The organism is Enterobacter sp. Acro-832, from assembly GCF_011752745.1.
In the GTDB taxonomy this organism is placed as follows: Bacteria; Pseudomonadota; Gammaproteobacteria; order Enterobacterales; family Enterobacteriaceae; genus Enterobacter; species Enterobacter quasiroggenkampii.
The window spans coordinates 1,188,437-1,214,487 of record NZ_VWWX01000001.1 but is presented as its reverse complement, the minus strand read 5'-3'; the positions used below and the strand labels follow the sequence as shown (position 1 = coordinate 1,214,487).

At 53.5% G+C, this 26,051-nt stretch carries 20 protein-coding genes; 15 read left to right on the top strand and 5 right to left on the bottom strand.

The window, feature by feature from the left end; genetic code table 11:
• Nucleotides 1–151 precede the first annotated feature (151 nt).
• Nucleotides 152–1,810, top strand: a complete 1,659-nt coding sequence (ipdC, locus tag F3J31_RS05545) for an indolepyruvate decarboxylase (protein WP_167211807.1) — start codon at nt 152–154, stop codon at nt 1,808–1,810.
• Here ipdC and F3J31_RS05540 read toward each other — a convergent pair whose 3' ends face one another.
• A complete protein-coding gene (locus tag F3J31_RS05540) occupies nt 1,811–3,046 on the bottom strand; it encodes an ion channel protein (RefSeq protein ID WP_045909392.1) in 1,236 nt (411 codons plus the stop codon).
• A gap of 205 nt (nt 3,047–3,251) precedes the next feature.
• On the opposite strand from F3J31_RS05540, the gene glk reads away from it, so the two are divergent.
• The gene (gene glk, locus F3J31_RS05535; RefSeq protein ID WP_167211805.1) at nt 3,252–4,217 is read left to right on the top strand and encodes a glucokinase; all 966 of its coding nucleotides are present in this window, start codon (nt 3,252–3,254) and stop codon (nt 4,215–4,217) included.
• Nucleotides 4,218–4,252: 35 nt separating this feature from the next.
• Here the strand turns inward: glk and F3J31_RS05530 are convergent, their stop codons facing one another.
• Entirely contained in the window at nt 4,253–4,984 is a 732-nt protein-coding gene (locus tag F3J31_RS05530; protein ID WP_167211802.1) for a LytTR family DNA-binding domain-containing protein, read from the bottom strand.
• 3 nt (nt 4,985–4,987) lie between these two features.
• The gene (locus F3J31_RS05525; protein WP_045909389.1) at nt 4,988–6,694 is read right to left on the bottom strand and encodes a sensor histidine kinase; all 1,707 of its coding nucleotides are present in this window, start codon (nt 6,692–6,694) and stop codon (nt 4,988–4,990) included.
• Nucleotides 6,695–7,080: 386 nt separating this feature from the next.
• On the opposite strand from F3J31_RS05525, the gene alaC reads away from it, so the two are divergent.
• A complete protein-coding gene (gene alaC, locus F3J31_RS05520) occupies nt 7,081–8,319 on the top strand; it encodes an alanine transaminase (RefSeq protein WP_048029637.1) in 1,239 nt (412 codons plus the stop codon).
• Nucleotides 8,320–8,371: 52 nt separating this feature from the next.
• On the opposite strand, the gene ypdK is transcribed toward alaC, so the two are convergent.
• Together ypdK and lpxP are read right to left on the bottom strand one after the other, a co-directional pair.
• Nucleotides 8,372–8,443, bottom strand: a complete 72-nt coding sequence (gene ypdK, locus F3J31_RS23525; protein WP_099458937.1) for a membrane protein YpdK — start codon at nt 8,441–8,443, stop codon at nt 8,372–8,374.
• Nucleotides 8,444–8,801: 358 nt separating this feature from the next.
• Nucleotides 8,802–9,722, bottom strand: a complete 921-nt coding sequence (lpxP, locus tag F3J31_RS05510; protein ID WP_111967611.1) for a kdo(2)-lipid IV(A) palmitoleoyltransferase — start codon at nt 9,720–9,722, stop codon at nt 8,802–8,804.
• Nucleotides 9,723–9,734: 12 nt separating this feature from the next.
• Between lpxP and F3J31_RS05505 the strand changes: the two genes are divergently transcribed.
• The 12 genes from F3J31_RS05505 to F3J31_RS05450 all read left to right on the top strand — a co-directional run bounded on the left by F3J31_RS05505 (nt 9,735) and on the right by F3J31_RS05450 (nt 26,032).
• A complete protein-coding gene (locus tag F3J31_RS05505) occupies nt 9,735–9,872 on the top strand; it encodes a hypothetical protein (RefSeq protein ID WP_159427010.1) in 138 nt (45 codons plus the stop codon).
• 640 nt (nt 9,873–10,512) lie between these two features.
• A complete protein-coding gene (tssB, locus tag F3J31_RS05500; RefSeq protein WP_045909386.1) occupies nt 10,513–11,010 on the top strand; it encodes a type VI secretion system contractile sheath small subunit in 498 nt (165 codons plus the stop codon).
• A 32-nt stretch (nt 11,011–11,042) separates the two neighbouring features.
• Complete coding sequence (tssC, locus tag F3J31_RS05495; RefSeq protein WP_045909385.1) at nt 11,043–12,587, top strand: type VI secretion system contractile sheath large subunit; 1,545 nt, start codon at nt 11,043–11,045, stop codon at nt 12,585–12,587.
• A gap of 18 nt (nt 12,588–12,605) precedes the next feature.
• Nucleotides 12,606–13,955, top strand: coding sequence for a type VI secretion system baseplate subunit TssK (gene tssK / locus F3J31_RS05490; RefSeq protein ID WP_167211799.1), 1,350 nt, complete (start codon nt 12,606–12,608; stop codon nt 13,953–13,955).
• Complete coding sequence (gene tssL, locus F3J31_RS05485) at nt 13,952–14,704, top strand: type VI secretion system protein TssL, short form (RefSeq protein ID WP_167211795.1); 753 nt, start codon at nt 13,952–13,954, stop codon at nt 14,702–14,704. The genes tssK and tssL overlap by 4 nt, the downstream gene beginning before the upstream one ends.
• The gene (locus tag F3J31_RS05480) at nt 14,704–16,386 is read left to right on the top strand and encodes an OmpA family protein (protein WP_167211792.1); all 1,683 of its coding nucleotides are present in this window, start codon (nt 14,704–14,706) and stop codon (nt 16,384–16,386) included. Before tssL ends, F3J31_RS05480 begins: the two co-directional genes overlap by 1 nt.
• Before the next feature lie 4 nt (nt 16,387–16,390).
• Nucleotides 16,391–16,882, top strand: coding sequence for a type VI secretion system effector Hcp (gene hcp, locus F3J31_RS05475; protein ID WP_039339792.1), 492 nt, complete (start codon nt 16,391–16,393; stop codon nt 16,880–16,882).
• 158 nt (nt 16,883–17,040) lie between these two features.
• The gene (tssH, locus tag F3J31_RS05470) at nt 17,041–19,686 is read left to right on the top strand and encodes a type VI secretion system ATPase TssH (protein ID WP_167211789.1); all 2,646 of its coding nucleotides are present in this window, start codon (nt 17,041–17,043) and stop codon (nt 19,684–19,686) included.
• Between the two features lie 69 nt (nt 19,687–19,755).
• Nucleotides 19,756–20,574, top strand: coding sequence for a lysozyme inhibitor LprI family protein (locus tag F3J31_RS05465; protein WP_167211786.1), 819 nt, complete (start codon nt 19,756–19,758; stop codon nt 20,572–20,574).
• Nucleotides 20,575–20,610: 36 nt separating this feature from the next.
• Entirely contained in the window at nt 20,611–22,965 is a 2,355-nt protein-coding gene (vgrG, locus tag F3J31_RS05460; RefSeq protein ID WP_167211783.1) for a type VI secretion system Vgr family protein, read from the top strand.
• A gap of 11 nt (nt 22,966–22,976) precedes the next feature.
• Nucleotides 22,977–25,205, top strand: a complete 2,229-nt coding sequence (locus F3J31_RS05455; RefSeq protein WP_240152742.1) for a hypothetical protein — start codon at nt 22,977–22,979, stop codon at nt 25,203–25,205.
• A 5-nt stretch (nt 25,206–25,210) separates the two neighbouring features.
• A complete protein-coding gene (locus F3J31_RS05450; protein ID WP_240152741.1) occupies nt 25,211–26,032 on the top strand; it encodes a hypothetical protein in 822 nt (273 codons plus the stop codon).
• Nucleotides 26,033–26,051 lie beyond the last annotated feature (19 nt).

The following is a 26,051-nucleotide window of genomic DNA, read 5'->3' as shown; positions in this document are numbered from 1 at the left end:
TATGCGTTTACATTTACGTGAAAAAAAGCAGCATAGCGCAGCCTTTTTTGTAAAGCATTCTTTCCATGTCCTTCTTATCGCCAATTCTGGACACCCATCACGCTTATTTAATACTCAAGGTGAGGTCAAAACATTAGAAGGATACCTGTTTATGCGTACCCCATACTGCGTCGCCGATTACCTGCTGGACCGTCTTACAGATTGTGGAGCCGATCATCTGTTTGGCGTGCCGGGCGACTATAACCTGCAGTTTCTCGACCATGTAATAGACAGCCCGGATATCTGTTGGGTGGGCTGTGCCAACGAATTAAACGCCTCTTACGCCGCTGACGGATATGCCCGTTGTAAGGGCTTCGCCGCGCTACTGACGACATTTGGCGTAGGAGAGTTAAGCGCCATGAACGGCATTGCGGGCAGCTACGCCGAGCACGTTCCGGTCTTGCATATTGTGGGTGCGCCGGGAATGGCATCACAGCAAAGAGGTGAGCTGCTGCACCATACGCTGGGCGACGGTGAGTTTCGTCATTTTTATCATATGAGCGAGCCGATCACCGCTGCGCAGGCGATCCTGACCGAACAAAACGCCTGTTATGAAATCGACCGGGTGTTAACGACCATGCTCCGGGAGCGTCGCCCCGGCTATCTGATGCTGCCTGCCGACGTGGCAAAAAAAGCCGCCACCCCTCCTGTAAACGCTCTCACGCTCCGGCATACGCATGCCGATAGCGCCTGCCTGAAAGCATTCCGGGATGCTGCAGAAAACAGGCTTGCCAGGAGCAAGCGTACTGCACTGCTGGCCGATTTCCTTGTCCTGCGCCATGGCCTGAAGCAGGCGCTACAGAAATGGGTCAAAGACGTGCCGATGGCACACGCCACCATGCTGATGGGCAAAGGGATATTCGACGAGCGTCACGCTGGTTTTTACGGCACCTACAGCGGTTCGGCGAGCGCTGGCGCGGTAAAAGAGGCAATTGAAGGGGCGGATACCGTACTGTGCATCGGCACGCGATTTACCGATACCCTGACCGCCGGCTTCACGCATCAGCTCACCCCGGCGCAGACGATAGAAGTTCAGCCTCATGCCTCACGCGTTGGTGATATCTGGTTTACCGGCATCCCCATGCTTCAGGCAATCGAAACGCTGGTGGAGCTGTGCAAACAGCACGTGCACGAGACGCCCGTGCCGTCCTCTCAAAGCGCGATGGCCTACCCGCAGCCGGATGGCTCGCTGACGCAGGCGAATTTCTGGCAAACGCTGCAGACGTTTATTCGTCCGGGAGACATCATTCTTGCGGATCAGGGCACCTCGGCCTTCGGCGCGATCGACCTTCGTCTGCCGGCTGATGTGAATTTTATCGTCCAGCCGCTGTGGGGATCGATTGGCTATACGCTGGCGGCGGCATTTGGCGCACAAACGGCCTGCCCGAACCGGCGCGTGATTGTTCTGACGGGGGATGGCGCGGCGCAGCTCACCATCCAGGAGCTCGGCTCGATGCTGCGGGATAAACAACACCCCATCATTCTGGTCCTTAACAACGAAGGGTATACGGTTGAAAGAGCGATCCATGGGCCTGAGCAGCGGTATAACGACATTGCGCTATGGAACTGGACGCAAATCCCGCAGGCACTGAGCCTTGATCCTCAGGCCCAGTGCTGGCGGGTCAGTGAAGCGGAGCAGCTGGCGGACGTCCTTGAAAAAGTGGCGCATCACGAGCGGCTCTCGCTGATTGAGGTGATGCTGCCGAAAGCCGATATCCCACCGCTGCTGGGGGCGATCACCAAAGCGCTGGAAGCGCGCAATAGCGCCTGATTATTTGTCGTTTCGCCAGGCCATCATCATCGGTTTGCCCGCCAGCAGGAGCCAGGCGGGCAACATCACGATACAAAGCAGAGGGAAAAGCGTCGAGTCCGGTACGACGACCGCCGCCATAAACAGGCTTAGCCATGCGTCGCGCGTGACCACCAGAACCAACCCCAGAATAGAACAAGAGACGGTAATCGCCGCCGGGACCGCATCGACATGCTCGTGCAGCATCAGCCCCAGCGCGACGCCGACAAAGACCGCCGGGAAGATGCGTCCACCACGGAAACCGCAGGCGGCCGCCACCACCAGCGCTGCCAGCTTGATCACGGCAAACAGCAGATAGTCGGAGACGCTAAATATCTGGCTGAAAGCCAGCTGCTGCATCTCGTCCAGACCTTTAAACAGCGTCACCGGCCCGCCGATTGCGCCTAAAATACCGAGGATCAAACCGCCAGCACCCAGAATCAACACCGGGTGTTTGAGTCGATGCATCAGCCGGTGCAGACGTGGAAGACACCATACTGCCACCATGCCCAGCGCAATGGCGATGGCGACGACGATGGCGCCGCTGAAGATATCGGCGATTTGCATCTGGCCGTAGTGGGGCAGGGAGAGTGAAAAATGGGGATGGAAAAAGAGGCTGGTGGTCAACGCCCCGGCAGCGGCGGCCATCAGCGGAGCAAACAGTTTATCCCAGAGCGGGACATCGTTATTACTACTGAGCGTCTGCGAAAAGATCAGTGCTGCCGCCACGGGCGTGCCGAAAAGCGCCCCGATGGTGCCTGCTGAGGCGAGAATGGTCCAGTCCAGCGCGCCGACGCGGGGCAAAATGCGTGAACCGAGAAAAACTGCCAGGCCAATATTCACGGCCATAATCGGATGCTCTGGCCCCAGGCTGACGCCGCCGGCCAGACCGAGAATCAACGCGATAATCAGCCCCGGCAGTGCCGAAGGGGAAACCGGGGCACCAATCAGCGGTTCCTGCGCCGGGTCTGGTCCAGCATGGCCGGGACTGAAACGGATCACCAGGCCCACCGCAATACCGGTTAACGTCAGCATCCCAACAATCCAGGCAGGAGAGTCAGCGGTGACGCCCAGTCCTGCAGGAAGCGCGTTCCATAATAGTGTTTGCAGCACCGACGCGACTTTCATCACGACGATGAGCACCAGACTTGAAACCACGCCAATGATGAGCGCCGGAATGGCCAGCAACAGCATGGTTCTGGCTCGCGGGTGGAGCATGATGATTTCCTTGTACAAAACGGTATGACGTTACTTTGCACATTAAGCCTTATGGCAATAGTGCAAAAGGTGCTGAAACGGTAAAGTTATTCTGTGACGAAGATCGATAATCCATGGGCATTCACCTTCCGGTCGTTGTTGTTATCACGCCTTGAATTTACAGTGTCCCAAAGATTTATTCTGACTTTAGCGGAGCAGTAGAAGAATGACAAAGTATGCTTTGGTAGGTGATGTGGGCGGCACGAACGCGCGCCTCGCATTATGCGATATAAGTAGCGGTGAAATTTCCCGGGCGAAAACCTATTCCGGGCTGGATTATCCAAGTCTTGAGGCTGTTGTTCGCGCCTATCTGGACGAGCATCAGGTAAGCGTCGAAGATGGCTGCATCGCCATTGCCTGTCCGATAACCGGCGACTGGGTCGCCATGACCAACCATACCTGGGCATTCTCCATCGCCGAGATGAAAAAAAACCTCGGCTTTGCGCATCTTGAAATCATCAATGACTTCACCGCGGTGTCCATGGCGATCCCGATGCTGAAGTCTGAGCATCTGATCCAGTTCGGTGGCGCTGAGCCGGTCGAAGGTAAGCCGATTGCGGTTTACGGGGCCGGTACCGGTCTGGGCGTTTCACATCTGGTGCACGTTGCTCAGCGTTGGGTGAGCCTGCCGGGTGAAGGCGGTCACGTTGACTTTGCGCCAAACAGCGAAGAAGAGGGCATTATCCTTGAAGAATTACGCGCGGAGATCGGCCACGTCTCCGCCGAACGCGTGCTGTCAGGACCGGGGCTGGTGAACCTGTACCGGGCGATTGTGAAGTCGGACGGTCGTCTGCCGGAAAACCTGCAGCCGAAAGACGTCACCGAACGCGCGCTGGCGGACAGCTGCATTGACTGCCGTCGTGCCCTGTCGCTGTTCTGCGTGATTATGGGACGCTTCGGCGGCAACCTGGCGCTGACGCTGGGCACCTTCGGGGGCGTTTATATCGCGGGCGGCATTGTGCCGCGCTTCCTCGACTTCTTTAAAGCCTCCGGCTTCCGCGGCGGGTTTGAGGATAAAGGGCGCTTCAGAAGCTACGTGCAGGACATCCCGGTTTATCTGATCGTGCATGATAACCCAGGCCTGCTGGGGGCGGGTGCCCACCTGCGTCAGGTTCTCGGTCAGATTCTCTGATGCCTGGCCCTCTCCCACGGGAGAGGGCTTTTTCGTTACAGGTGCATAAGCTGGCGGAACTCTTTCACCTTGCTGCGGCTCACCGGCACCTGAAAATCCAGATCCTTCAGGCGCAAGATATAGGTGTTGTTAAACCACGGTTCGATCTCGCGGATTTTGTTTAAATTCACGCAGAACGAGCGGTGGCAGCGGAAAAAGTGCGACGCAGGCAGCTTGCTGCAAAACTCGGTGATGTTCATCGCCATCACGTAAGATTCCCGCCGCGTATAAACAAACGTCATCTTTTCATGGGCTTCGGCATAGTAGATATCATTGACCGGCGTCACGATGATGCGCTCATCTTTGACCAGATTAATGGTGTCGTTTTCCCGTACCGTTGGGGTGGCGCTTGCAGGGGCGGTCTGCTGCTGCCATGCGGCCTCCAGCTTTTGCAGCATGCTGACAATCCGCGACTCCTGGTAAGGCTTAAGGATATAGTCAAACGCTTCCAGCTCGAAGGCCTCTACCGCGTGCTCTTTCCATGCGGTCACGAACACAATAAACGGCTTATGGGCAAACTGATTGATGTTTTGCGCCAGCAATACGCCATCCAGCGACGGAATGTTGATATCCAGGAAGATAGCGTCGACCCGGTTATGCTGCAGAAACTTCAGCACGTCCAGACCGTCATCAAAGGTGCCCACAATCTCCATCTGGCTGTGGGTGTTGATAAGCCAGGTTAGCTCCTGTTGAGCCAGGATTTCATCTTCTACGATGATGACTTTCATGGGTTACTCCACCTGGGGCAACAGTGATGTTGTTGAATGAACGGGAGTGCGCTCGTTCGGGACGTAAAAAGCAATTTCGGTGCCCGGTTCAAGACGCTGAATGTGCAGCCCATCGCCGTAAAGCAGCTTGACCCGGTGATGCACGTTCAACAGGCCGATTTTATTTCCGGGCATCTCGTTAGACTCCACGCGCTCAATAACTTTTGGATCAATGCCGTGGCCGGTATCGCGCACCGCAATACGCACGCGGTTGCCGCTTTCGGTGACGCTGATGGTGACGACGCCTTTGCCTTTACACGGCTGAATGCCGTGAACAATCGCGTTTTCGACCAGCGGCTGGATAAGCAGGCTCGGGATCACGCAGTTGACCTCTTCATCAATATCGTAAATGACCGTGAGTTTGTCGCCAAAGCGCGCCTGCTCAATCGCGATGTAGTCTTTGATCTGATACAGCTCTTTTTTGATGTCGATCTGCTCGTCATCTTTTAGCTCGATGTTGTAGCGCAGATAGCGCGACAGGTTAAAAATCAGCTGTCGCGCGGTGTCCGGATTAAGACGTATGGACGAGGAGATCGCGTTCAGCGCGTTAAACAGGAAATGGGGATTGATTTTGCTCTGCAGCGCGCGCAGCTCTGCCTTATTTGCCATCTCACGCAGCTGTTCTGCACGGGAGACTTCCAGCTGGGTGGAGATAATCTGCGACAGGCCAATCGCCATCTCCTGGAGCGAGGAGGTGATCTGATGCGCGTGACAGTAATAAATCTTCAGGGTGCCCGTCACGACGCCTTTCTCCCACAATGGGATCACCAGCATCGAGTGGATTTCCGGCGTTCGGTGGGCTTCATCATTATTTTTAATGATGATTTTACCGTAGTTGATCGCCTGTCTGGTGGTTGGGCTGATGGTGTCATCGTTGTCGCGATAGTTGTGTTCCCCGACGCCAACGTAGGCCAGCACGTGGTCAATGTTGGTGATGGCGACGGCGTCTGCGTGGATGTCGTGGCGGATAATCTCGCAGACCTGACGCAACGACTCCGCGTTAACGTGGCGAAATAGCGGTAGCGTTTTGTTGGCGATATCCAGCGCCAGCTTGGCCTGACGGGCGGCGCTGGCCTCTTTTTCCCCTTCAACGCTTTGCACCAGCAGCACGATAAAACCGATGCACACGCTGCCCAGAATCATCGGAATCCCGATTTTCGAGACGATATCCAGCCCCAGCGCGGTGGTCGGGGCCCAGACGACGACCAGGATCATGGTCAGCGTTTCGCATACCATGCCTGCGACGATCCCTGCGCGCCAGCGCTGTTTTTTCGGGATTTTGCGGCTGATCCAGCCGGAGAGCACCCCGGCGATAATGCTGGTAATAAAGCAGGGCACCGCCGTGACGCCGCCGATATCAATCAGGTAGCGATGGGTTCCGGCAATCACGCCGGTGATAACGCCCACCCACGGGCCAAACAAAATTCCGCCGGACATCACGGCGATAATGCGCACGTTAACCAGCGAGCCCTCTACCGGCACGCCTGACCAGGTGCTGAACAGGGCGAACAGCGAAAAAATGGCGGTAACGGCCAGCAGCTCTTTTGGCGAGTGGGCGGATTTGTGCAACAGCTCGCGAAACAGGCGAATGCGGATGAGGAAGAACAGGCAAATCAGCATTAATGCCGCACGGTCAAAAACCGCCAGCAGCATAGTGAATATTTCGTGCACGAGTAGACCTGGGAAAACGGGAAAGAACCATGATAAAAAACCTGACGCGTATTGACCAGCTATCCGTCAGGTTTATCAAATGAGGAAAAACCATAATTCTTAAAGGGGATTGTCCGGCGGTCACGGACACGGCCTGATTTTTTATAGCCAGCGTATCGTCAGGTAACTGTTTTGATATCATCCTGTTAAATAACGGCTATCAGAAAGCTAACCCGGAATCAGGGGCTTCCGCTTTTTGGCACTGCCGGGTTCCGTTTTTCAGGCGATCGCTTTTTTTTCATTTCCCTCTCGACAGCATGATTTTTTTCAGGTTATTTTCTAAGCATGCCACATCGGTGGCAGCGTCGCTCGGACGGTCCGGGCGCTAACGTAAATCTGAGGAATCTATGGCTGAATTCAGTCCTGAACGCCGTTTTACGCGTATCGATCGTCTCCCCCCTTATGTTTTCAATATCACTGCTGAACTGAAAATGGCTGCGCGTCGGCGCGGCGAAGATATTATTGATTTCAGCATGGGTAACCCTGACGGCCCAACGCCGCCGCATATCGTTGAAAAGCTCTGCACGGTTGCCCAGCGTCCGGATACGCACGGCTACTCGACCTCTCGCGGTATTCCCAGATTACGTCGCGCGATCTCGCGTTGGTATCAGGATCGCTATCAGGTTGATATCGATCCGGAAAGTGAAGCGATTGTCACCATCGGCTCGAAAGAGGGGCTGGCACACCTGATGTTGGCCACGCTGGATCATGGTGATACGGTGCTGGTGCCTAATCCAAGCTACCCGATCCACATATATGGCGCGGTGATTGCCGGGGCGCAGGTCCGTTCCGTTCCGCTGGTGGAAGGTGTCGATTTCTTTAACGAACTTGAGCGTGCGATTCGCGAAAGTTATCCGAAACCGAAGATGATGATCCTCGGTTTCCCGTCAAACCCAACCGCCCAGTGCGTGGAGCTCGATTTCTTCGAGAAAGTCGTCGCCCTTGCCAAGCGGTATGACGTGCTGGTGGTTCATGATTTAGCCTACGCTGACATTGTTTATGACGGCTGGAAAGCGCCTTCCATCATGCAGGTTCCGGGCGCGCGTGACGTGGCGGTCGAGTTCTTTACGCTGTCAAAAAGCTACAACATGGCAGGCTGGCGTATAGGTTTTATGGTGGGTAACAAAACGCTGGTGAGCGCACTGGCGCGCATTAAGAGTTACCACGACTATGGTACCTTCACGCCGCTACAGGTCGCGGCTATTGCTGCCCTGGAAGGCGACCAGCAGTGCGTTCACGAGATTGCCGCCCAGTATAAGCGCCGCCGTGACGTGCTGGTAAAGGGCTTGCATGAAGCGGGCTGGATGGTGGAAATGCCGAAGGCGTCTATGTACGTCTGGGCAAAAATTCCGGAGCCGTACGCGGCGATGGGATCGCTGGAGTTTGCCAAAAAGCTGCTGCAGGATGCGAAGGTGTGCGTATCACCGGGCATTGGCTTTGGTGATTATGGCGACACCCATGTGCGATTTGCCCTGATTGAAAACAGCGACCGCATTCGTCAGGCGGTGAGGGGCATCAAGAGTATGTTCCGGGCCGACGGCCTTCTTTCGTCGAAGAGCGTGTCTGAACATCCCGCGTCGACATGACATAAAAAAACAGGAGCCGATGGCTCCTGTTTTTTTGACTGCATGTTCTTCACTAGATCATCAGGGCAAAGGTTCCGGCCCAGACTAAAACAATCACCGAAATGCCCATAAAGAAATATTTCACGTTTCATCGCTCCGCGTATCTTGTGGTACGCATTTAAAAACAGAGTCCACCTGATTATAGAGAACTGAAATCCGGTCAAAACGGAAATGAGAATTTTCCCGTTACGCCGCTCACTCCAGCTCAGAATTCTGTGCTTTCCTGTTGCCAGACGGCGCTAATGTACGCCTAAAAATGAGGGGTGACAAGAGGGATTTTTTTAAATAATTTCCGTTACTTACGAGTGTCGTGGAACGGCGACAGTTTGATTTCGCATCGCAATAAATTCACTTTGGGCGACGCAATGAAAGACGATTTCTCAACGGGATGACAGGTGATTGAAAAGGTTAGTTTCTTAGCGAAACTAACCTTAATGAAAGGCTTAAATATAGAGCGAGGCTTCGCCAAGAGGGCGGGTTTTGAAACGACGATGCATCCACAGATACTGCTCTGGCGCACGCATGATTTCAGTTTCGATGACTTTATTGATAAACGCCGCGGCTTCGCACTCGTTTTCCGGATAGTTAGCCATTTCAGGAGAGATGTGCAGACGATAGCCTGATTTATCTGCTTTTCTCACCATCGTTACGGTCAGCATTGAGGCGCCTGACAAACGAGAAATGACAAAGGTGCCGTTAGTCGTCGCAACATCTTTAACCGCAAAGAAAGGCGCAAAGCTGCTGCCTTTACGCCCATAATCCTGATCGGGTGCAAACCAGACGGCTTCACCTTTCTTCAGGGCACCGACCATACCGCGCAGGTTATTACGGCTGATCATCGCCTTATTGGAACGCATGCGGCCACGCGTCTGGACCCACTCCATCAGTGCACTGTTGTGTGGTCGATAGGTCGCCATCATTGGCTGGCACAGGCCCATCACGCGGCCACCCAGTTCCAGCGACATAAAGTGAACGCCGACGACCATCACGCCGCGTTTTTGCATCTGCGCGCGTTGCAGGTTATCCAGTCCTTCTACATCAAACCACTTACGGACACGCTCATCCGGCCAGAACCAGGCCATGCCGGTTTCAAGCAGCGCCATGCCGATAGACTTAAAGTTTTCAGCGATGAGCTTCTCGCGCTCTTCGGCATTGTACTGCGGAAAGCAAAGCTCAATATTTTTCCGCGCGATAGATTCGCGACGTTTCAGGAAGACGCGTGAAGCGCTGCCCAGTTTCGACCCCAGCAAACGCAGTACAGGGTACGGAAGTTGAACCAGCAGCCAGAGAACGCCAAGACCAAACCATGTAAACCAGTAACGCGGGTGTAAAAACGCGCGTTGAAATTTGGATTGAGACAAAATAGTGAAACCTATGTGAAGCCTGTAAAGGTAGCGCAGAGTTTGCGATACGACGTGCCGATAAGACCGTTCTTCAAGGTGATGGTTGCAGGCTTTACCGAACTTTACGGCGTTGCCTGGCCACTGCTGATTTGGGCGGGCGGCGTAATGTAGCACCGTTATACGATATGTGCTATTACTCGTTTTTGATTAAAAAAGCGACAGTTCGGAAGGTGGTTGATTTTACAGATTTTATAGGCAGTCGCATGAAAGCGCCTTTCCTGCCTGAGCGGAAGGCAAAAGCGTTAGCGCTCATAGGGAAGGCGTAAAGAAAAAAAACGGTATTGTTGATTTGCGCCAAATTAAACATTTACGCCTTTATTTATTCCTCCGCATAATAAATAAGAAATTTCTTCGTGAAAATTCTTAAGCGTTATTCATACCATCAATGGAATAGCCATCTGCTTTCATCCATTCCTGTCTTCTTTTAATCGTGCCGCAATAAGATATTGTCGTTCTTTCGCGCTTTTTGACGTTATGCTGTGATGCAAATCAAAACATGATGTTTTTATAAACATCTCTCTGGCTACAACCCCTTCTGCGATACAAATATTCGATTTGTGCGAAAAGAGCAGTTTCTTTTCCTGATTTAGTTGTCCTATTTACGATAATGTCTTAGTGGAAAATTCTTAAGAAAATTCTTGTATCGGATTAATGATCTGTGTATTTGATTTTGTTCCGATCATTATTCTATTATTGCGCATCAAGAACGATACCGTGAAGTTGGCATAGTAAAACAAAGAGGGATGATTAGATGGCTGACAGTTTTCAGAATGAGGTGCCTAAGGCACGTATTAACCTGAAGCTTGACCTGCATACTGGCGGAGCAAGCAAGAAAATGGAATTACCCTTGAAATTGCTTGTTGCGGGTGATTTCAGTAATGGGCAGGAATCTGCGACAATATCTGAACGCGAAAAGATTAACATCACCAAAAATAATTTTGACAGCGTTCTTTCCGAATATTCCCCAAAAGTTAACCTGGCCGTTAAAAATACGCTGTCTGACGATGGTGGTGAGGACAACATTCAGCTGACTTTCCAGAGCATGAAAGATTTCACGCCAGAGCAGGTGGCTGCCCAAATTCCACAGCTGAAGGCGATGCTGGCAATGCGCAACTTGCTCCGCGATCTGAAAGCCAACCTGCTGGATAACCAGACTTTCCGAAAAGAGCTGGAAAAAATCGTTCTTGACCAGTCACTTAGTGCTGAGTTGCGAAATGAACTATCCGCACTGGCTTCAAAAAAACCTTAACCATCATGCTGTTTTAACGGATTAATCAAGGAATGCTCATGTCTGTACAAAATAATACTGCTGGCGGGGAAAGCGTGGTGCTGGAACGCCCTGCTGTGGGTGGGGTATACGCTTCACTGTTTGAAAAAATCAATCTGAACCCAGTCTCCGAACTGAGCGCGCTGGATATCTGGCAAGATGCGCAGGCGATGTCGGATGCGACCGCTGACGAGCGTCTCACCGCAGGTATGCAGGTCTTTCTGGAATGCCTGACCAAGGCAGGCTCGAAGGTCGAAAAACTGGATAAAAGCCTGATCGATCACCACATCGCTGAGCTCGATTACCAGATAAGCCGCCAGCTCGACGCCGTTATGCACCATGAAGAATTTCAGGCGGTTGAGAGCCTGTGGCGCGGCGTGAAGTCGCTGGTTGATAAAACGGATTTTCGCCAGAACGTAAAAATTGAGCTTCTGAGCATGTCTAAAGAAGACCTTCGCCAGGACTTTGAAGACAGCCCGGAAATTATCCAGAGTGGTCTCTATAAACACGCCTACATTGATGAATACGATACCCCGGGCGGCGAGCCGATTGCGGCGCTGATTTCCGCTTATGAGTTCGATGCTTCAGCGCAGGATGTCGCTCTGCTGCGCAACATCTCTAAAGTATCTGCGGCTGCACATATGCCATTTATCGGCTCGGCAGGCCCGAAATTCTTCCTTAAGGAGTCCATGGAAGACGTCGCGGCGATTAAAGATATTGGTAACTATTTTGACCGCGCAGAGTACATCAAGTGGAAATCGTTCCGCGATACGGACGACGCTCGCTACATTGGTCTGGTGATGCCCCGCGTACTGGGACGTTTACCGTATGGCCCGGATACCGTTCCGGTTCGCAGCTTTAACTATGTTGAAGAAGTCAAAGGTCCGGATCACGACAAATACCTGTGGACGAATGCGTCGTTTGCCTTCGCGTCCAATATGGTGCGTAGCTTCATCAATAATGGCTGGTGTGTACAAATCCGTGGCCCGCAGGCTGGCGGTGCGGTTCAGGATCTGCCTATCCATCTGTATGACCTGGGTACCGGCAATCAGGTAAAAATTCCGTCTGAGGTCATGATCCCTGAAACGCGTGAATTCGAGTTCGCAAATCTGGGCTTTATTCCTTTGTCCTACTATAAAAACCGCGACTATGCCTGCTTCTTCTCAGCCAACTCCGCCCAGAAACCGGCGCTGTATGACACCGCAGATGCAACGGCCAACAGCCGCATCAACGCCCGCCTGCCGTACATCTTCCTGCTGTCGCGTATCGCCCACTACCTGAAGCTGATTCAGCGCGAGAACATCGGTACCACCAAGGATCGCCGACTGCTGGAGCTTGAGCTGAACACCTGGGTCCGCAGTCTGGTGACCGAAATGACCGATCCGGGCGACGAACTTCAGGCATCTCATCCACTGCGTGATGCAAAAGTGGTGGTGGAAGATATTGAGGATAACCCGGGCTTCTTCCGCGTGAAATTGTATGCGATTCCGCACTTCCAGGTGGAAGGGATGGACGTCAACCTGTCGCTGGTTTCCCAGATGCCGAAAGCGAAATCGTAAGGCGAGGGGTGATCAGGGATGAAAATTCATCGTCCGTTATGGAATGAAGGGGCGCTTCTGGCCCCTCAGCAGTTCCAGCAGCAGTCTGAATGGGATGCATTTTCCCGGGCCGGTATTGCCGCCCGCGGAAATGCCTTCCCCTGGGGCGTTGGGCGGGTTGAGCTGGATGACGCGATGCTGGCCTCTGGCCGCGTGCAGGCACAGTCGCTTCGTCTCTGGCTCCCGGATGACACGCTGGTTGATACCCGGTTCAGCGACCTGCCACCGGAGCCGCGTGAAATCGAGGCACCGACTTCTGCCAGCAATGTCCAGGTAACGGTGTATGTGGCGTTACCGGTGATGCAGGCCGGGATCGTAAATGTGCAGACGGACAAGGTACCAGCAGAGCGTCCGCTGCGCTATCGGGAAGCCTGGGAAACGATCGCTGATCGTTTCGGTCAGGAAGAAGAGTCGATGGCTGTGGCCCGCTTTAATCTGGCATTCCGTTTCGGGCATGAAGATAACAGTGCCTGGGATACCTGCGCCATTGCCCGTCTGATGCAGGACGGGGAGGGGAGCTGGCGTCAGGATCCGGATTTTATCCCGCCTATGGCGATGTTCTCGGCAAGTCATAATTTGTGTGAGCGCCTGGCATTACTTAATCGCCAGTTGCGTTCCCGCCGCCAGCGTCTGATGTCAATGCGTCGAGAGAGCAACGACAGGATGGCTGATTTTGCTGTCGCTGATGTTTCGCTTTTCTGGCTGCTGAATGCACTGAATTCTCATGCGAGGGTGCTCTCTGAGTATGAGCGTTTCCCTGACAGACATCCTGAGCAGGTCTGGGTCGAGCTGGCGCGTCTTGCCGGCAGTATGCTGACCTTCTCACTTGATCACGATCTGGATGCCATTCCGGGTTATGAGCACAGTGCGCCGGAGAAAACATTCCCGCCACTCTTTGACCTTATCAGCGAACTGCTGGAATCCAGCCTTCCGTCACGTGTGGTGGCTGTCCGTATGGAGCGCATGGATCCGGAAACCTGGAAAGCGGTGCTGCACGATATTCGTCTGCGCGATGAGGCCGATTTCTATCTTTCCGTTCGAACAAATCAGCCACTCTGGCAGATTGCAGAGCGCTTCGCAAAAGTCTGTATTGCCGGTGCCCCAGCAAGCGTAGGCGAAGTGTCCGGTCTGGCTGTTGAAGGTATTGGCCTCATTGCTCTGAGCCGTGTGCCTGCTGCGCTGCCGGTGCGTCTGGAAAACCAGTACTTTGTGCTGGATATGGAATGTGCTGCCGCCCGTGAAATGCTAGATCAGGGGGTCTGCGCCTTCTATGTCCCGTCCGTGCTCGGCGAACTTGAGCTGGAACTGTTTGCGGTGCTGCGCTCATGATAAAGGACTTCGACATTGATGCCCTGTTGGCAGAAACCTGGCTCACCGTGGCGCAATTGCGTCATGGCGGGCAGATAACGGACGGCCCGGCACTATATGCCGCGTGTAAAGCGCAGGTTGAAAGTGTGCGCGAGGCGCTGGACAGGGCAGGCTTTGATACTGAAAGTATCGATCACATTACCTACGCGCAATGTGCCCTGCTGGATGAAACTGTTCTGAACCGCAGGCCGGAGCCGAAAACTGCTGTAGCGGATGTCATCAGAACAGACGCCACAGAAAGTTTTCCCACCGATGAAATGTCCCGTGACCTGCTGAACATCACCACGCTGGACGCGGGGCAGATAGCCTGGCGTTCAGCCCCGCTGCAAGCGCTGTACTTTGGCTCATTGCGTGCTGGTGAAGCGCTCTATGACCGTATCGCGGAGATACTGCGACATCCTGCGCCTGAACCTGCGGTGCTGACCTGTTACCAGCGGGTGCTGGCGCTTGGTTTCCAGGGGCAGTACCGGTTGTCCGGCGTTGTGCAGTCCCGTCGTGATGAGGTTATTGCAGCACTGAATGAGCGTGTGCCTCCGCTTGGAACCGGCTCCTCCCTGGTAGTGCAGAAGACCGGACGGCGTCGTTACAACCTGCTGCGTTCCGTCTGGTTCTGGATTGTGCTGGCGGTGATCCTGACTGGTGTTGTGTGGCTGGGCGGTCATTTGTGGCTGCAGGACCTGCTGCACCAGCAACTTCCGGAGCAACCCTGATGCATGGACGAACACTTGCCCGGGCTGCCGTACCGGTATTGCTGTGCCTTACCGCGGTGTTGTGGTTGTTATGGGGATTTCTCACATGGCCAGTCGCAGGAAAATCGGTTCTGACGCTGCTCCTTTTACTGACTTCAACTGCCCTTATCTGTCGGCGTTACCGTCAAAGGCAGCCTGCACAGCAGATCGATGAAGCTGGTAACTTCCCGCCAGAAAGCCATACCGGACCGGTGGTGTTGGTTTGTGGGGATGTGGATGATGCCATATTTGCGGCAAGCTCGTGCCGGGGTACAGCGCAGGGCTGGTATATCCGGATAACGGAACTGGTCGGACTCACGCCGTTTGCAGAGCGTCTGCTGGCCCGCACCCCGACGATGGCAGGCCAGCTCGCTGTAATGTTCCGCTGTCTGCCGGACCAGCATGAAGATGAGGCACTGTTGCGCGCTTCCCTGAAGGCGTTGCGCCTGCAGATGAAGCAGTTGCGGGACCTGACCGGCTATAGTGTGCCGGTTGTCCTGAGCACCGAATTCAGCGGTCCGGAAACACCCTGGATAGTGGTGCGGGGAGATACAGCCCTGGTGTGTCCGGAAGACGAATCTGCCGTCACCCTCAGTGAATGGCAGCAGTCCCCGCAGGCGGCCTTTATTCAGCCTTATCTGACTCAGGCGACAACGCTGCTTCACTCCGTGATGCTGAATGAACTGGGCAAAGCGGACAGGCTGTATCCGGCCATACGACCATTTGCAGTGACCATGCGTCTCGGGTCGGTATTCACCTCGACAGCCGCGCTGTGGCCACAATTATTGTTCCGCCAGACCCGCATAGCACCTGCTTGTCATGTCACGGTGTATGAGCCGCGCTGGCATTTTGCCGATTCGGTACTCCCTCTGCTGGCCCCTTATACTACCCCATTGCAGGGTGGGAAAACCGGTCGTCGGGTTGTGATAGTTCTGCTGTTATGCGCCCTCGGTGCCATTGTCCTGTCCGTGCGGCATAACCTGTCGCTTATCCGTAAGGTCAGCGCCGATCTTCAGCGCTGGCAGGTTATCCCAATGAACCACTATGTCCCGAAAGCTCAGGCCCTGCTTGCCCTGCAGCAGGACGCATTGTTGCTGGAGCGCTGGCAGCGTCAGGGAGAACCCCATCGTTACGGGCTAGGACTTTATTCTGGCAACCGCCTGTGGTTGGCGGTGCAGCAGGCCATAGATACTTATGTACCTCCACCGCCACCACCAAAACCGAAGCCAACGCCGGTACCGAAAATTGTCCGTCTTGACAGTATGTCGCTGTTCGATTCCGGCAAATTCATGCTGAAAACCGGCTCCACCAAAATGCTGGTCAATTCTCTGGTCGGCATTAAGGCCAAGCCGGGCTGGCTGATTGTCGTCGCGGGTCACACGGATAACACCGGTAATGCACTGCTGAACCAGACGTTGTCTCTGAAACGCGCCGAAGCGGTACGCGACTGGATGCGGGACACGGGCGACGTGCCAGAAAGCTGTTTTGCGGTGCAGGGCTATGGCGCAAGCCGTCCTGTCGCAACCAATGACACCCCGGAGGGCCGCGCGCTCAACCGCCGTGTCGAAATCAGTCTGGTACCGCAGGCCAATGCCTGTCAGATACCGGGCCACACCCAGGCGTCATCGCAGGATGATGGCGCATCACTACACAATGGAGAGTAATTCCATGGCAATTCCTGTTTATCTTTGGCTGAAAGACGACGGCGGTGCGGACATCAAAGGGTCTGTGGACGTTCAGGATCGTGACGGTAGCATCGAGGTGGTTGCACAGGAGCATAACCTGTACATCCCAACCGACAACAACACCGGCAAGCTGACCGGCACCCGTATCCACACGCCGTTCCTGTTCACGAAGGAAATTGATTCCTCCAGCCCGTATCTGTACAAGGCGGTGACAACCGGTCAGACCCTGAAATCCGCTGAATTCAAGTGGTACAAAATCAACGACGCGGGCCAGGAAGTGGAGTACTTCAACACCAAACTGGAAAACGTGAAGGTAGTGAAAGTGAATCCTGAAATGTATGACATCAAGGATCCTTCTAAAGAGAAGCACAACCACCTTGAACGCGTTGAACTGCGTTACGAAAAAATCACCTGGACCTACAAAGACGGCAACATCATTCATTCCGATTCCTGGAACGAACGCGCCACGGCGTAATCCTGATGCGGGCAGGTTTTCCTGTCCGCAGTTTTTTGCTGAGTGCCTGAGATGCGGGCACTCAGCAAAGAAAAAACAATCTGCCTGCCTGACCTTATGCGCTTTGGTGAACAGCGAGGGGCGGTAGCGTGTCCAGGAACCGACAAAGAGAGAATCTCATGGAAAATCCAGCCATCCTGTTACGTCGTCTGAACCCTTACTGTGCCCGAGCGATGGAAGGCGCAGCTTCGCTCTGTCAGACCCGTGCCCATGCCGAAATTCTGCCGGAGCACTGGCTGCTGAAGCTGCTGGAGCAGGGGGAAGGTGACCTGACGGTGTTGGCGCGTCGCTATGAATGGGATATGGATGGCATCTGGCAGGATTTACTTGGCTGGCTCGACAGACAACCTCGCTCCGTGCGCCATCGGCCCCAGCTCTCTGATGACATCCAGACTCTGATGCAGCAGGCCTGGCTACTTGCCTCACTCAATGGCGAAGAGCACATTCGCAGCATTCATCTGCTGATGGCCCTGGTGGAAAAACCAAAACTGGCACGTTGTGACGGCCTTTGGCCGTTGTTAACGCTTGCTCAGAGCCAGTTGGAGCGCCTGCGACCGTTGCTGGATGCGCAATCGGATGAGCGTCCGGAAATGCAGCGCGAAGCCGAGCTGGCACAGAACCACGGTGGTGAGGTGGAGTTTGTCGGGCGTCCGGCTGGTGTGGAAATGAAAGAGGGGGAACTGAGCCCTGCGCTGCAGAACACGCTGGATAAATTCACCCTCGATGTCACCGCCAAAGCGAAGGAAGGGAAGATCGATCCGGTGTTTGGCCGTGACACAGAAATCCGTCAGATGGTGGATATCCTCTCTCGTCGCCGCAAAAACAACCCGATTCTGGTCGGTGAGCCGGGCGTAGGGAAAACCGCACTGGTTGAAGGTCTGGCATTGCGTATTGCCGAGGGTAATGTGCCTGAATCACTGAAAACGGTCACTCTGCGTACCCTTGACCTGGGCCTGCTGCAGGCCGGTGCAGGCGTGAAAGGCGAGTTCGAACAGCGGCTGAAAAACGTCATCGATGCGGTGCAGCAATCCCCGTCCCCGGTCCTGCTATTTATTGATGAAGCGCATACCATCATCGGCGCGGGCAACCAGGCGGGAGGCGCCGATGCAGCGAACCTGCTAAAACCGGCGCTGGCGCGTGGCGAACTGCGTACGATTGCGGCCACAACCTGGAGCGAGTACAAGCAGTACTTCGAACGCGACGCGGCCCTGGAGCGTCGTTTCCAGATGGTAAAAGTCGATGAGCCTGACGATGACACCGCCTGCCTGATGCTCCGTGGTTTGAAATCTCGTTACGCCGAGCACCATAACGTGCACATTACCGACGATGCGGTGCGCGCTGCTGTTACGCTTTCCCGCCGCTATCTGACGGGCCGCCAGTTGCCGGATAAGGCGGTTGATCTGCTCGACACCGCCGCAGCGCGCGTCCGCATGAGCCTCGACACGGTGCCGGAACTGCTGACCTGCATTCGCTCGCAGATTACCTCTCTTGAAATGGAGAAGCAGGCGCTGCTGGAAGATATTGCTGTCGGCAATCAGAGCCATGGTGAACGCCTGACCGTCATTGAGCAGGAAGAGAACGCTCTTATCGTTGCTCTCGACGAGCTTGAAACACAGTACGGGCAGGAACTGAAGCTCACCGAACAACTGCTGGAAAGCCGCCAGGACCTCTCCCGTCAAAGCGAGACGCGCGCGCTGCAGCAGGAACTGAACGGCATGCAGCACAGCAACCCGCTGCTCTCCGTGGATGTTGACGTACGCACCGTTGCCAACGTGATTGCTGACTGGACAGGCGTTCCGCTGTCATCGCTGATGAAAGATGAGCAGACCGAACTGCTGACCCTCGAAAATGAAATGAGTAAACGTGTCGTCGGGCAGGATGTGGCGCTCGAGGCCATCGCCCAGCGTCTGCGTGCGGCAAAAACGGGTCTCACCTCCGAGAATGGCCCGCAGGGCGTATTCCTGCTGGTGGGACCGAGCGGGGTGGGGAAAACCGAAACCGCGCTTGCGCTGGCCGATGTCATGTACGGCGGTGAGAAGTCACTCATTACGATTAACCTCTCAGAATACCAGGAGCCGCATACGGTTTCCCAGCTGAAGGGCTCCCCTCCGGGTTACGTCGGTTATGGCCAGGGAGGGATCCTGACCGAAGCCGTGCGCAAGCGCCCGTATAGTGTGGTTTTGCTCGATGAAGTCGAAAAAGCCCACCGCGACGTGATGAACCTGTTCTATCAGGTCTTTGACCGCGGCTTTATGCGCGACGGCGAAGGACGTGAAATCGACTTCCGTAACACCGTCATTCTGATGACCTCTAATCTCGGCAGCGATCACCTGATGCAGTTGCTGGACGAACAACCAGAATCCACCGAAGGCGACCTGCACGAACTGCTGCGCCCGATTTTACGCGACCACTTCCAGCCGGCACTGCTCGCCCGCTTCCAGACCGTGATTTACCGTCAGCTGGCCGAAGCGGCGATGCGCACCATCGTGGAAATGAAGCTGTTACAGGTCAGTAAGCGCCTGAACCGTCACTACGGCCTGACCACGCATATTGATGGCAGCCTGTATGACGCGCTGACCGCCGCCTGCCTGTTGCCGGACACCGGCGCGCGCAATGTCGACAGCCTGCTCAACCAGCAAATCCTGCCGGTGCTGAGCCAGCAACTGCTGACCCACATGGCCGCGAAACAGAAACCGGACTCCCTGACGCTCGGCTGGAATGACGAAGAGGGGATAGTGCTTGAATTTAATGCCGCGAAATCATAACGCAGAACGGAATTATTTATTATTAGCAACGGAATGTTGCTGTTACTGCCAATAAAAAGGAAGAAATATATGACGTTTAAAAAATTTGTCCCGGCGGCTATTGCTCTGACCTTTACAGCAAATGCTTATGCGGGATTGTTTAGTTCATCCGATGATTTTAAATGTGGCAGAGAAGACGCCGTTAAAGCTCTTTCGGATTCTTTTAGCAGTGATGCTTCAGGCCTGCTGCAAAGTGATTACCTGACAAAATCCAGATACAGTTATGACAAACCCGTTGCTGACTATCAGAATAAGCTTAATAGCCTGGTGGTTGGCGTCAGTAATGTCTCTACGTCTGGTAATGGAAGCTATGGTCTGAATTGTAGCGCAACTATCTCAGTGAAGGTGCCACAGGAAACACTGGATGTGGTGAGTAGCGAACCAGACTATTTGCATTCCATTACAGGGAACTATGGCAAACTGAATAATGGAAGCGTGGTCTGGAGTGATGTCAGTTACAGCGTTAAGCTTGCAGACAATGGTAAGGATGTCATCTTCAGCGAGTTTAACCGTACAGATTTGTCTGATGCCCTTTTCAATATCAGTGTATTGTCCATTAATAAAAGCCAGATTATTCATGCTCAGTTTAAAGGTGCGCTGGATTCTGCTAAGGCCGAATATAAAATTTCAGACCGCAACCTGAATTCCGTTTGGCGAGAACTCCCGGACTCTTCGCGAAATGCGTTAAAAAAAGAACAGCTGGCATGGGTGAATGAAAAAACTACTAAGTGCGGGAAATTGTCGGATGCGGAATCGAATAGTGTTGATATGAAACACCGCATCGAAATTTATCAGTGCCAGACAAAAATGACCAATGAGCGCATTGATTTCCTCAGTGGCAATAATTAATTGATTGTCGCTGGTGTTCTGTAAGGGAGATAAGAGATGAGTAATACTGCTATCGGTCTGGCACAGAAGAAAATCAATGAAGCTCTGGGGTTGTCCCGTTATCGCTTAGACGTCCATGACTGCCCGCATTTTCTCGATGTCCTGCGCTATCGTGCCACTGAAACCCTGAGCCAGCCGTGGTACTACGATGTCACCTTCACCTGTGCGGCGAGCATTGCCAGCAATGAGGTGATGCTGAAACCGGCATCTTTCACCTTTCAGACGCCATTGTTTGATGGCACGCTGGCTGCGCCGGTGCGCACAGTATACGGCGTGGTGGATACATTCCGTCGGATCTCCGTGTCAGGCGATGAAATCACCTACGCCCTGCGACTCGTGCCGCGTATTGCCCTGATGCACCATACCGAACGATGCGCGGTATATCTCAATCAGTCCGTACCGGAAGTGGTTGAGCAGATACTGCGCTCTCACGGACTGGAAGGAGCGGATTTTGAATTTCGTCTGTCGCAGGCCTACCCGGTCCGGGAGCTCATTACCCAGTGGCGTGAGACAGACCTGGCTTTTGTTCAGCGCCTGCTGGCCGAAGTTGGTATCTTCTGGCGCTTTGAGATGGATGGCCGCATTGAACAGGACGTGGTAATTTTCCAGGACAGTCAGATGCAGTATCAGTTTGGTGTAAAGCTGCCCATTATTCCGCCGTCACGCACCAGCGACAACGGACAGGAGAGCGTCTGGGATATTCGGCCGAAAGACCGCGTGGTCACCGGTAGTCTGGCTACCCGCGACTATAACTACCGCGATGCGCTGGCCCCACAGGACAGTTCGGTGACGGTTCGCCAGGAGGGCGGGGCGACCACCGGTGAGGTGTATCACTATGCCGAGCCGTTCCTGAGTGAAGGGGATACGGAAACGCCTGAGAGCGGTGCCTGGTATGCTCGCCTGCGCCATGAGCGCTACCTCAATGCCCAGCAAACAGTAACGGGGCGCGCAAGTAGGCCGGTTCTGGCTCCGGGCGAAGTACTGGAGCCACAGGGCAGTGGGCTGCCTGACTCGCTGAAGAACGGCATCGTCATCACCAGTATTCACACATCAGGTGCACGCGACAAAGGCTTTCAACTGCACTTTACGGGCATTCCTTACAGCGAAACGGTCTGTTTTCGTCCGGCTCTGTTGAACCGCCCGGTGGTGGCCGGCTCCCTGCCTGCCCGGGTGGAAAGTGATGAAAAGCATGACACCTATGCTTACCTCGACAATCAGGGACGCTACCGTGTCCGGCTTGATTTTGACCGCAACAGCACTGAACAGGGCTATGCCTACCTTTGGCTTCGCCTGGCGAAACCTTATGCCGGGGATACCTACGGCTTCCACTCCCCGCTGCTTGATGGCACTGAAGTCTCGGTGATGTTCGACGGCGGTGACCCTGACCGGCCGTATATTGCCTACGCTCAGCACGATTCAGAACACCCGGACCACGTCACCCGTGATAATCACACGCGCAACATCTGGCGTACGGCCGGAGACAACAAATTCCGTCTGGAGGACAAGCGTCAGGAAGAGCATTTCAAGCTGGCGACGCCGTTTGGCAAGACGCAACTCAACGGCGGTCACGTTGTAGATAGTGAGCGTGAGCCCCGCGGAACCGGTTTTGAACTGCGCACCGATGAATACGGGGCGCTGCGTGCCGGACGGGGGATGTTCCTGACTGCTGATGCCCAACCGGCGGCACAGGGCAAAATGCTGGATATGGCGCCGGCTATTGAACGCCTGAACCAGTCAGCGGCCGAAATGAAGCGGCTCAATCTGCTTGCGCAGCAGGCTCAGGCACTCACCTGTGACCTCGAAAGCCAGAACAGACTGCTGGAAAACCGCCTGAGAGACCTTCAGTCCGCGGCACTACTCGGCAGCGCACCGCAGGGCGTGGCGTTCACGTCGGGTGAGCATCTTCAGATGACCAGCAAGCAGAACACCATCCTGAGTGCAGGTCAGCATCTGGATATGGGAGCAATGAAGAACATCACGCTGGCTGCCAGTGAGTCTGTCGGGCTGTTTGCTCATCAGTCCGGGGCGAAGATGATTGCTAATCAGGGGGATGTTGAGATCCGCGCTGAAGCGAGTTCGATGGAGATGACATCTGAGCTGCTGTTTACCATCAGCAGTAACAAGGATGAACTGCTCATTAGTGCGCCTAAACTGCGACTTAACGGCGGCGGCTCCAGTATCACGCTGGACAACGGCGGCATTCTGGAAGAAACCCCGGGAGATTACCTGGTCAAATCCGCGCATTACCGCTCACCGATGGCGGGTGGCAGCATGGATATTACGCCGCCCAGGTTTAGCCAGACAAACGCCAGCGTGACGCCGCCTAAAACACGTAATATCCCTTCACGTTAAGGATAACCGGAATGAAAATCTGTTTTCCTGCCCGAAAAGCGAATGGCGAGCAGTACGCCACCCTGGATGACATGATGCAGCCGCTCTGTCAGGAGCCACACGGCTCCTGGCTGGCCGGAACGAATAACATGTGGCACGGCGGGATCCACATCACCCGTAAGAGCGCCCCGGGCTCAGTCCTGACAAAGGAGACGGCAGAGACGACGGTGCCGCTTCAGTTTATGGCGGGCGGCGAAGTGGTGGCCTGGCGCATTAATCAGGACTATCTGACCGGTAAATACATCAATAACCCGCTGCAGTATTCCGGTACGTTTGTGCTGGTTAAATCGACCTGTACCCCCGATCCCGAAAAAAAGGACAACAGCCTCGATTTTTACTCGCTGTATATCGGGCTTGCTCCGCTGTCTGCCTTTCCGGAGCACAAGCTGTATCAGGTTACTGACAAGGGGGACGGGCTGAGTCAGCGCGAATACACCGGCAAAGAAAAAGACGGAGATAAGGCGCCGGTTGCGAAGGATAAGCTGAAAACGGGCGACAGCGTCATTGTGCTGCGTGAGCTCACCTTCGACCTGAAGGGACAGACACAGACGTTCGGGCTTGCCCGGATGCTCAACAGCAAATCCGAAATGACCGGCGGGGCGTTCTGGGTGTCGCTTGACCCGCAATATATGACACCTGCCGGTAAACAGCGGGCACACCTGCCGGCCTGGATGCAGCAGGCTGTAGTGCAGGGCACATTTGATACCGTCGTTAAACCGGCAACCAGAATGGAAGTTGCAGCTGGTGATGCCGTGGGTTACCTCGCGGAAGACATTGCCCCCTGCGACTTACACGGTGTGGAGAAAAGTGCGTCCGCACACATTGAAGTAATCAGTACCGACAGCCGGATGGTCGATTTTCTGCGCAATAAGGCACAGGTGAAAAGCGGCCCGAAATTTGTTCATATCCACCCGGAGAGTTCTGTCTATGCCCGTTCCGGGGATACCTTCACCAAAACTGAAGGTAAGGTGAAGAAAGATATTCACAAAATTATGCCGCAGGACAAATGCCATCCGTTCACTGACAGCAACGGCAAGCGCTGGTTTGATATCGGGGACGGGGCCTGGGTAAGCGAAGACGATGTCGATGCGGATATCGGCCAGTACGACCTGGATAAACTGGGTTTTAAAGCATTTGAAGAGCCGTCCACATCCGATATGACGAAATCCCTGCGTGAAGGGTGGATCAAGGACGGGTTCACCAGAATGGCGGAGTGGGTACGCCCTGAACGTGGTATCCGGGAAAAACAGGTCTCTGACTACTACAAAGCCCTCCTGCAGAAAATGGACAGTGACAACAGTGGTGACCTTTCCGGCGAAGAACTGCGCCAGGCGGTGAATTACGCGGAACTTGATGTCAGGGATATCGCGGCACGAATGGTGGTCAGACACGACAGTGAGTGGTTTGGCGGCAGCAGCCATCACCGGTGGAGAACATTTTTAAAACAGCTGGATCCGCTCTGTATCAGCTATGTCAGACAGTGGTTTGATGATATGGAATGGATGAGCAAGGTGGACGGATTAAGTGGTGGTGCGCCTGTCTGGCATATGCATCCGGTGATTTTTTTGAATGCGCTTTCTGATGGCGAGGAAATGATCACCTACGAGCAATTAAAGGCAATGCTTCCTGCCGACAAAGAAAAATATGTACAGATTTATCTTGAACCTCTAAATGAAACAATGAAGCTGTTTGAAATAAATACCCCTCTGAGAAAAGCGCATTTTATGGCACAGATCCTTCATGAAACGGGCTTCTTTAAATATACTGAAGAAACTGCATCAGGAAAAGCCTACGAAGGTCGTAGTGATTTAGGTAATAACCAAGCTGGAGATGGTCCCTTGTTTAAAGGGAGGGGGTTATTACAAATTACAGGCCGTGATAATTATACAAAATGTCAGCAGTATCTAAGAACCAAACTTAACGACAACTCATTCGATATAACATCAACAACAGCTAAGGCTAGCCACCTTTCAAACAACCCAAGGTATGCGGCACTAGCATCTGGTTACTTTTGGAGATACATAAAACCTAAGTTAAACATTTCGGCTGATAAAGATGATATATACTGGGTGTCAGTTTATGTTAATGGCTGGGCTGTACAAAAGAAACCTTATTATCCTGACAAAGCTAAAGAACCGAACCACATGGATGATCGAGTGGCAAAATTATCGATAGCTAAGAATGCATTTGGTCTGGAGTGATCGAAATGAAAAAAATACTATTATTGTCTGTTTATGTGTTTTCTTTTTTTTGTAATGCGTCCGAAGAAGTTAATGCTGAATATACGATAACTTCCTTATATAACGGCACCATAGGGAAAGGTAACATCATAATGAGCCTTACTGCATCCAGCGGGACGTATTCTGGTGTTTATATTTATAATAAATTCAAGAAAAACATCTTGCTAAACGGAACGTCCTCTGCCGACTCGGTTGTATTGAATGAGAAAGTAGGTGAAAGTACAGCAGTGATAACGCTCAAACATACAGTAGATGGATACAAAGGTCAGTGGTGTGGGAAGAAATGCCTTCCTGTAACCCTTTTAGCTCATGATTCATTTAAAGACGGTCTACTGAGTGGTGTAAAAATATCTGATTCTGAGAATGGTGGTTCCGAACTGAAGTTGGAATTCAATGGTAAAGTTGAAAATATATCCTTGCCGGAATCTATTGACACTCCTACCATCGATTTTATGGATGTTAATGGTGATGGTTTTTATGACGTAATTGCCAGAACTGATCATAGGCCAAATAATGGAAGTCAGAGTGTGTATATTTCAACCAGTAAAGGCTTTGTGGAGCAGAAAGTATTAAGCGGCGTAAATGGTACGTTGACATACAGACCATTCACTAAAAATATAGTATTTGATTCAAAGGATGATTGCTGCGAGAAGTATAGTAAAACTATTTACTCATTCGACAATGGCAAGCTTGTTAAAATTAATGATGTGTCTTTTGATTATTCAAGCGATAAAGGTCATTCTGAAAATGGTAGTGAAGTTTCAAAATCGATGTTTGAGTCTTATTGACTATAAATAATATCAAGGG

Excerpts from the sequence above, each read along its gene's own strand:
- tssH (WP_167211789.1), top strand. The coding sequence starts at position 17,041 with ATGGAAAATCCAGCCATCCTGTTACGTCGTCTGAACCCTTACTGTGCC.
- F3J31_RS05450 (WP_240152741.1), top strand. The coding sequence starts at position 25,211 with ATGAAAAAAATACTATTATTGTCTGTTTATGTGTTTTCTTTTTTTTGT.
- tssL (WP_167211795.1), top strand. The coding sequence starts at position 13,952 with ATGATAAAGGACTTCGACATTGATGCCCTGTTGGCAGAAACCTGGCTC.
- F3J31_RS05480 (WP_167211792.1), top strand. The coding sequence starts at position 14,704 with ATGCATGGACGAACACTTGCCCGGGCTGCCGTACCGGTATTGCTGTGC.
- vgrG (WP_167211783.1), top strand. The coding sequence starts at position 20,611 with ATGAGTAATACTGCTATCGGTCTGGCACAGAAGAAAATCAATGAAGCT.
- hcp (WP_039339792.1), top strand. The coding sequence starts at position 16,391 with ATGGCAATTCCTGTTTATCTTTGGCTGAAAGACGACGGCGGTGCGGAC.
- tssB (WP_045909386.1), top strand. The coding sequence starts at position 10,513 with ATGGCTGACAGTTTTCAGAATGAGGTGCCTAAGGCACGTATTAACCTG.
- alaC (WP_048029637.1), top strand. The coding sequence starts at position 7,081 with ATGGCTGAATTCAGTCCTGAACGCCGTTTTACGCGTATCGATCGTCTC.
- glk (WP_167211805.1), top strand. The coding sequence starts at position 3,252 with ATGACAAAGTATGCTTTGGTAGGTGATGTGGGCGGCACGAACGCGCGC.
- F3J31_RS05455 (WP_240152742.1), top strand. The coding sequence starts at position 22,977 with ATGAAAATCTGTTTTCCTGCCCGAAAAGCGAATGGCGAGCAGTACGCC.
- F3J31_RS05530 (WP_167211802.1), bottom strand. The coding sequence starts at position 4,984 with ATGAAAGTCATCATCGTAGAAGATGAAATCCTGGCTCAACAGGAGCTA.
- ipdC (WP_167211807.1), top strand. The coding sequence starts at position 152 with ATGCGTACCCCATACTGCGTCGCCGATTACCTGCTGGACCGTCTTACA.
- tssC (WP_045909385.1), top strand. The coding sequence starts at position 11,043 with ATGCTCATGTCTGTACAAAATAATACTGCTGGCGGGGAAAGCGTGGTG.
- tssK (WP_167211799.1), top strand. The coding sequence starts at position 12,606 with ATGAAAATTCATCGTCCGTTATGGAATGAAGGGGCGCTTCTGGCCCCT.
- F3J31_RS05465 (WP_167211786.1), top strand. The coding sequence starts at position 19,756 with ATGACGTTTAAAAAATTTGTCCCGGCGGCTATTGCTCTGACCTTTACA.
- F3J31_RS05540 (WP_045909392.1), bottom strand. The coding sequence starts at position 3,046 with ATGCTCCACCCGCGAGCCAGAACCATGCTGTTGCTGGCCATTCCGGCG.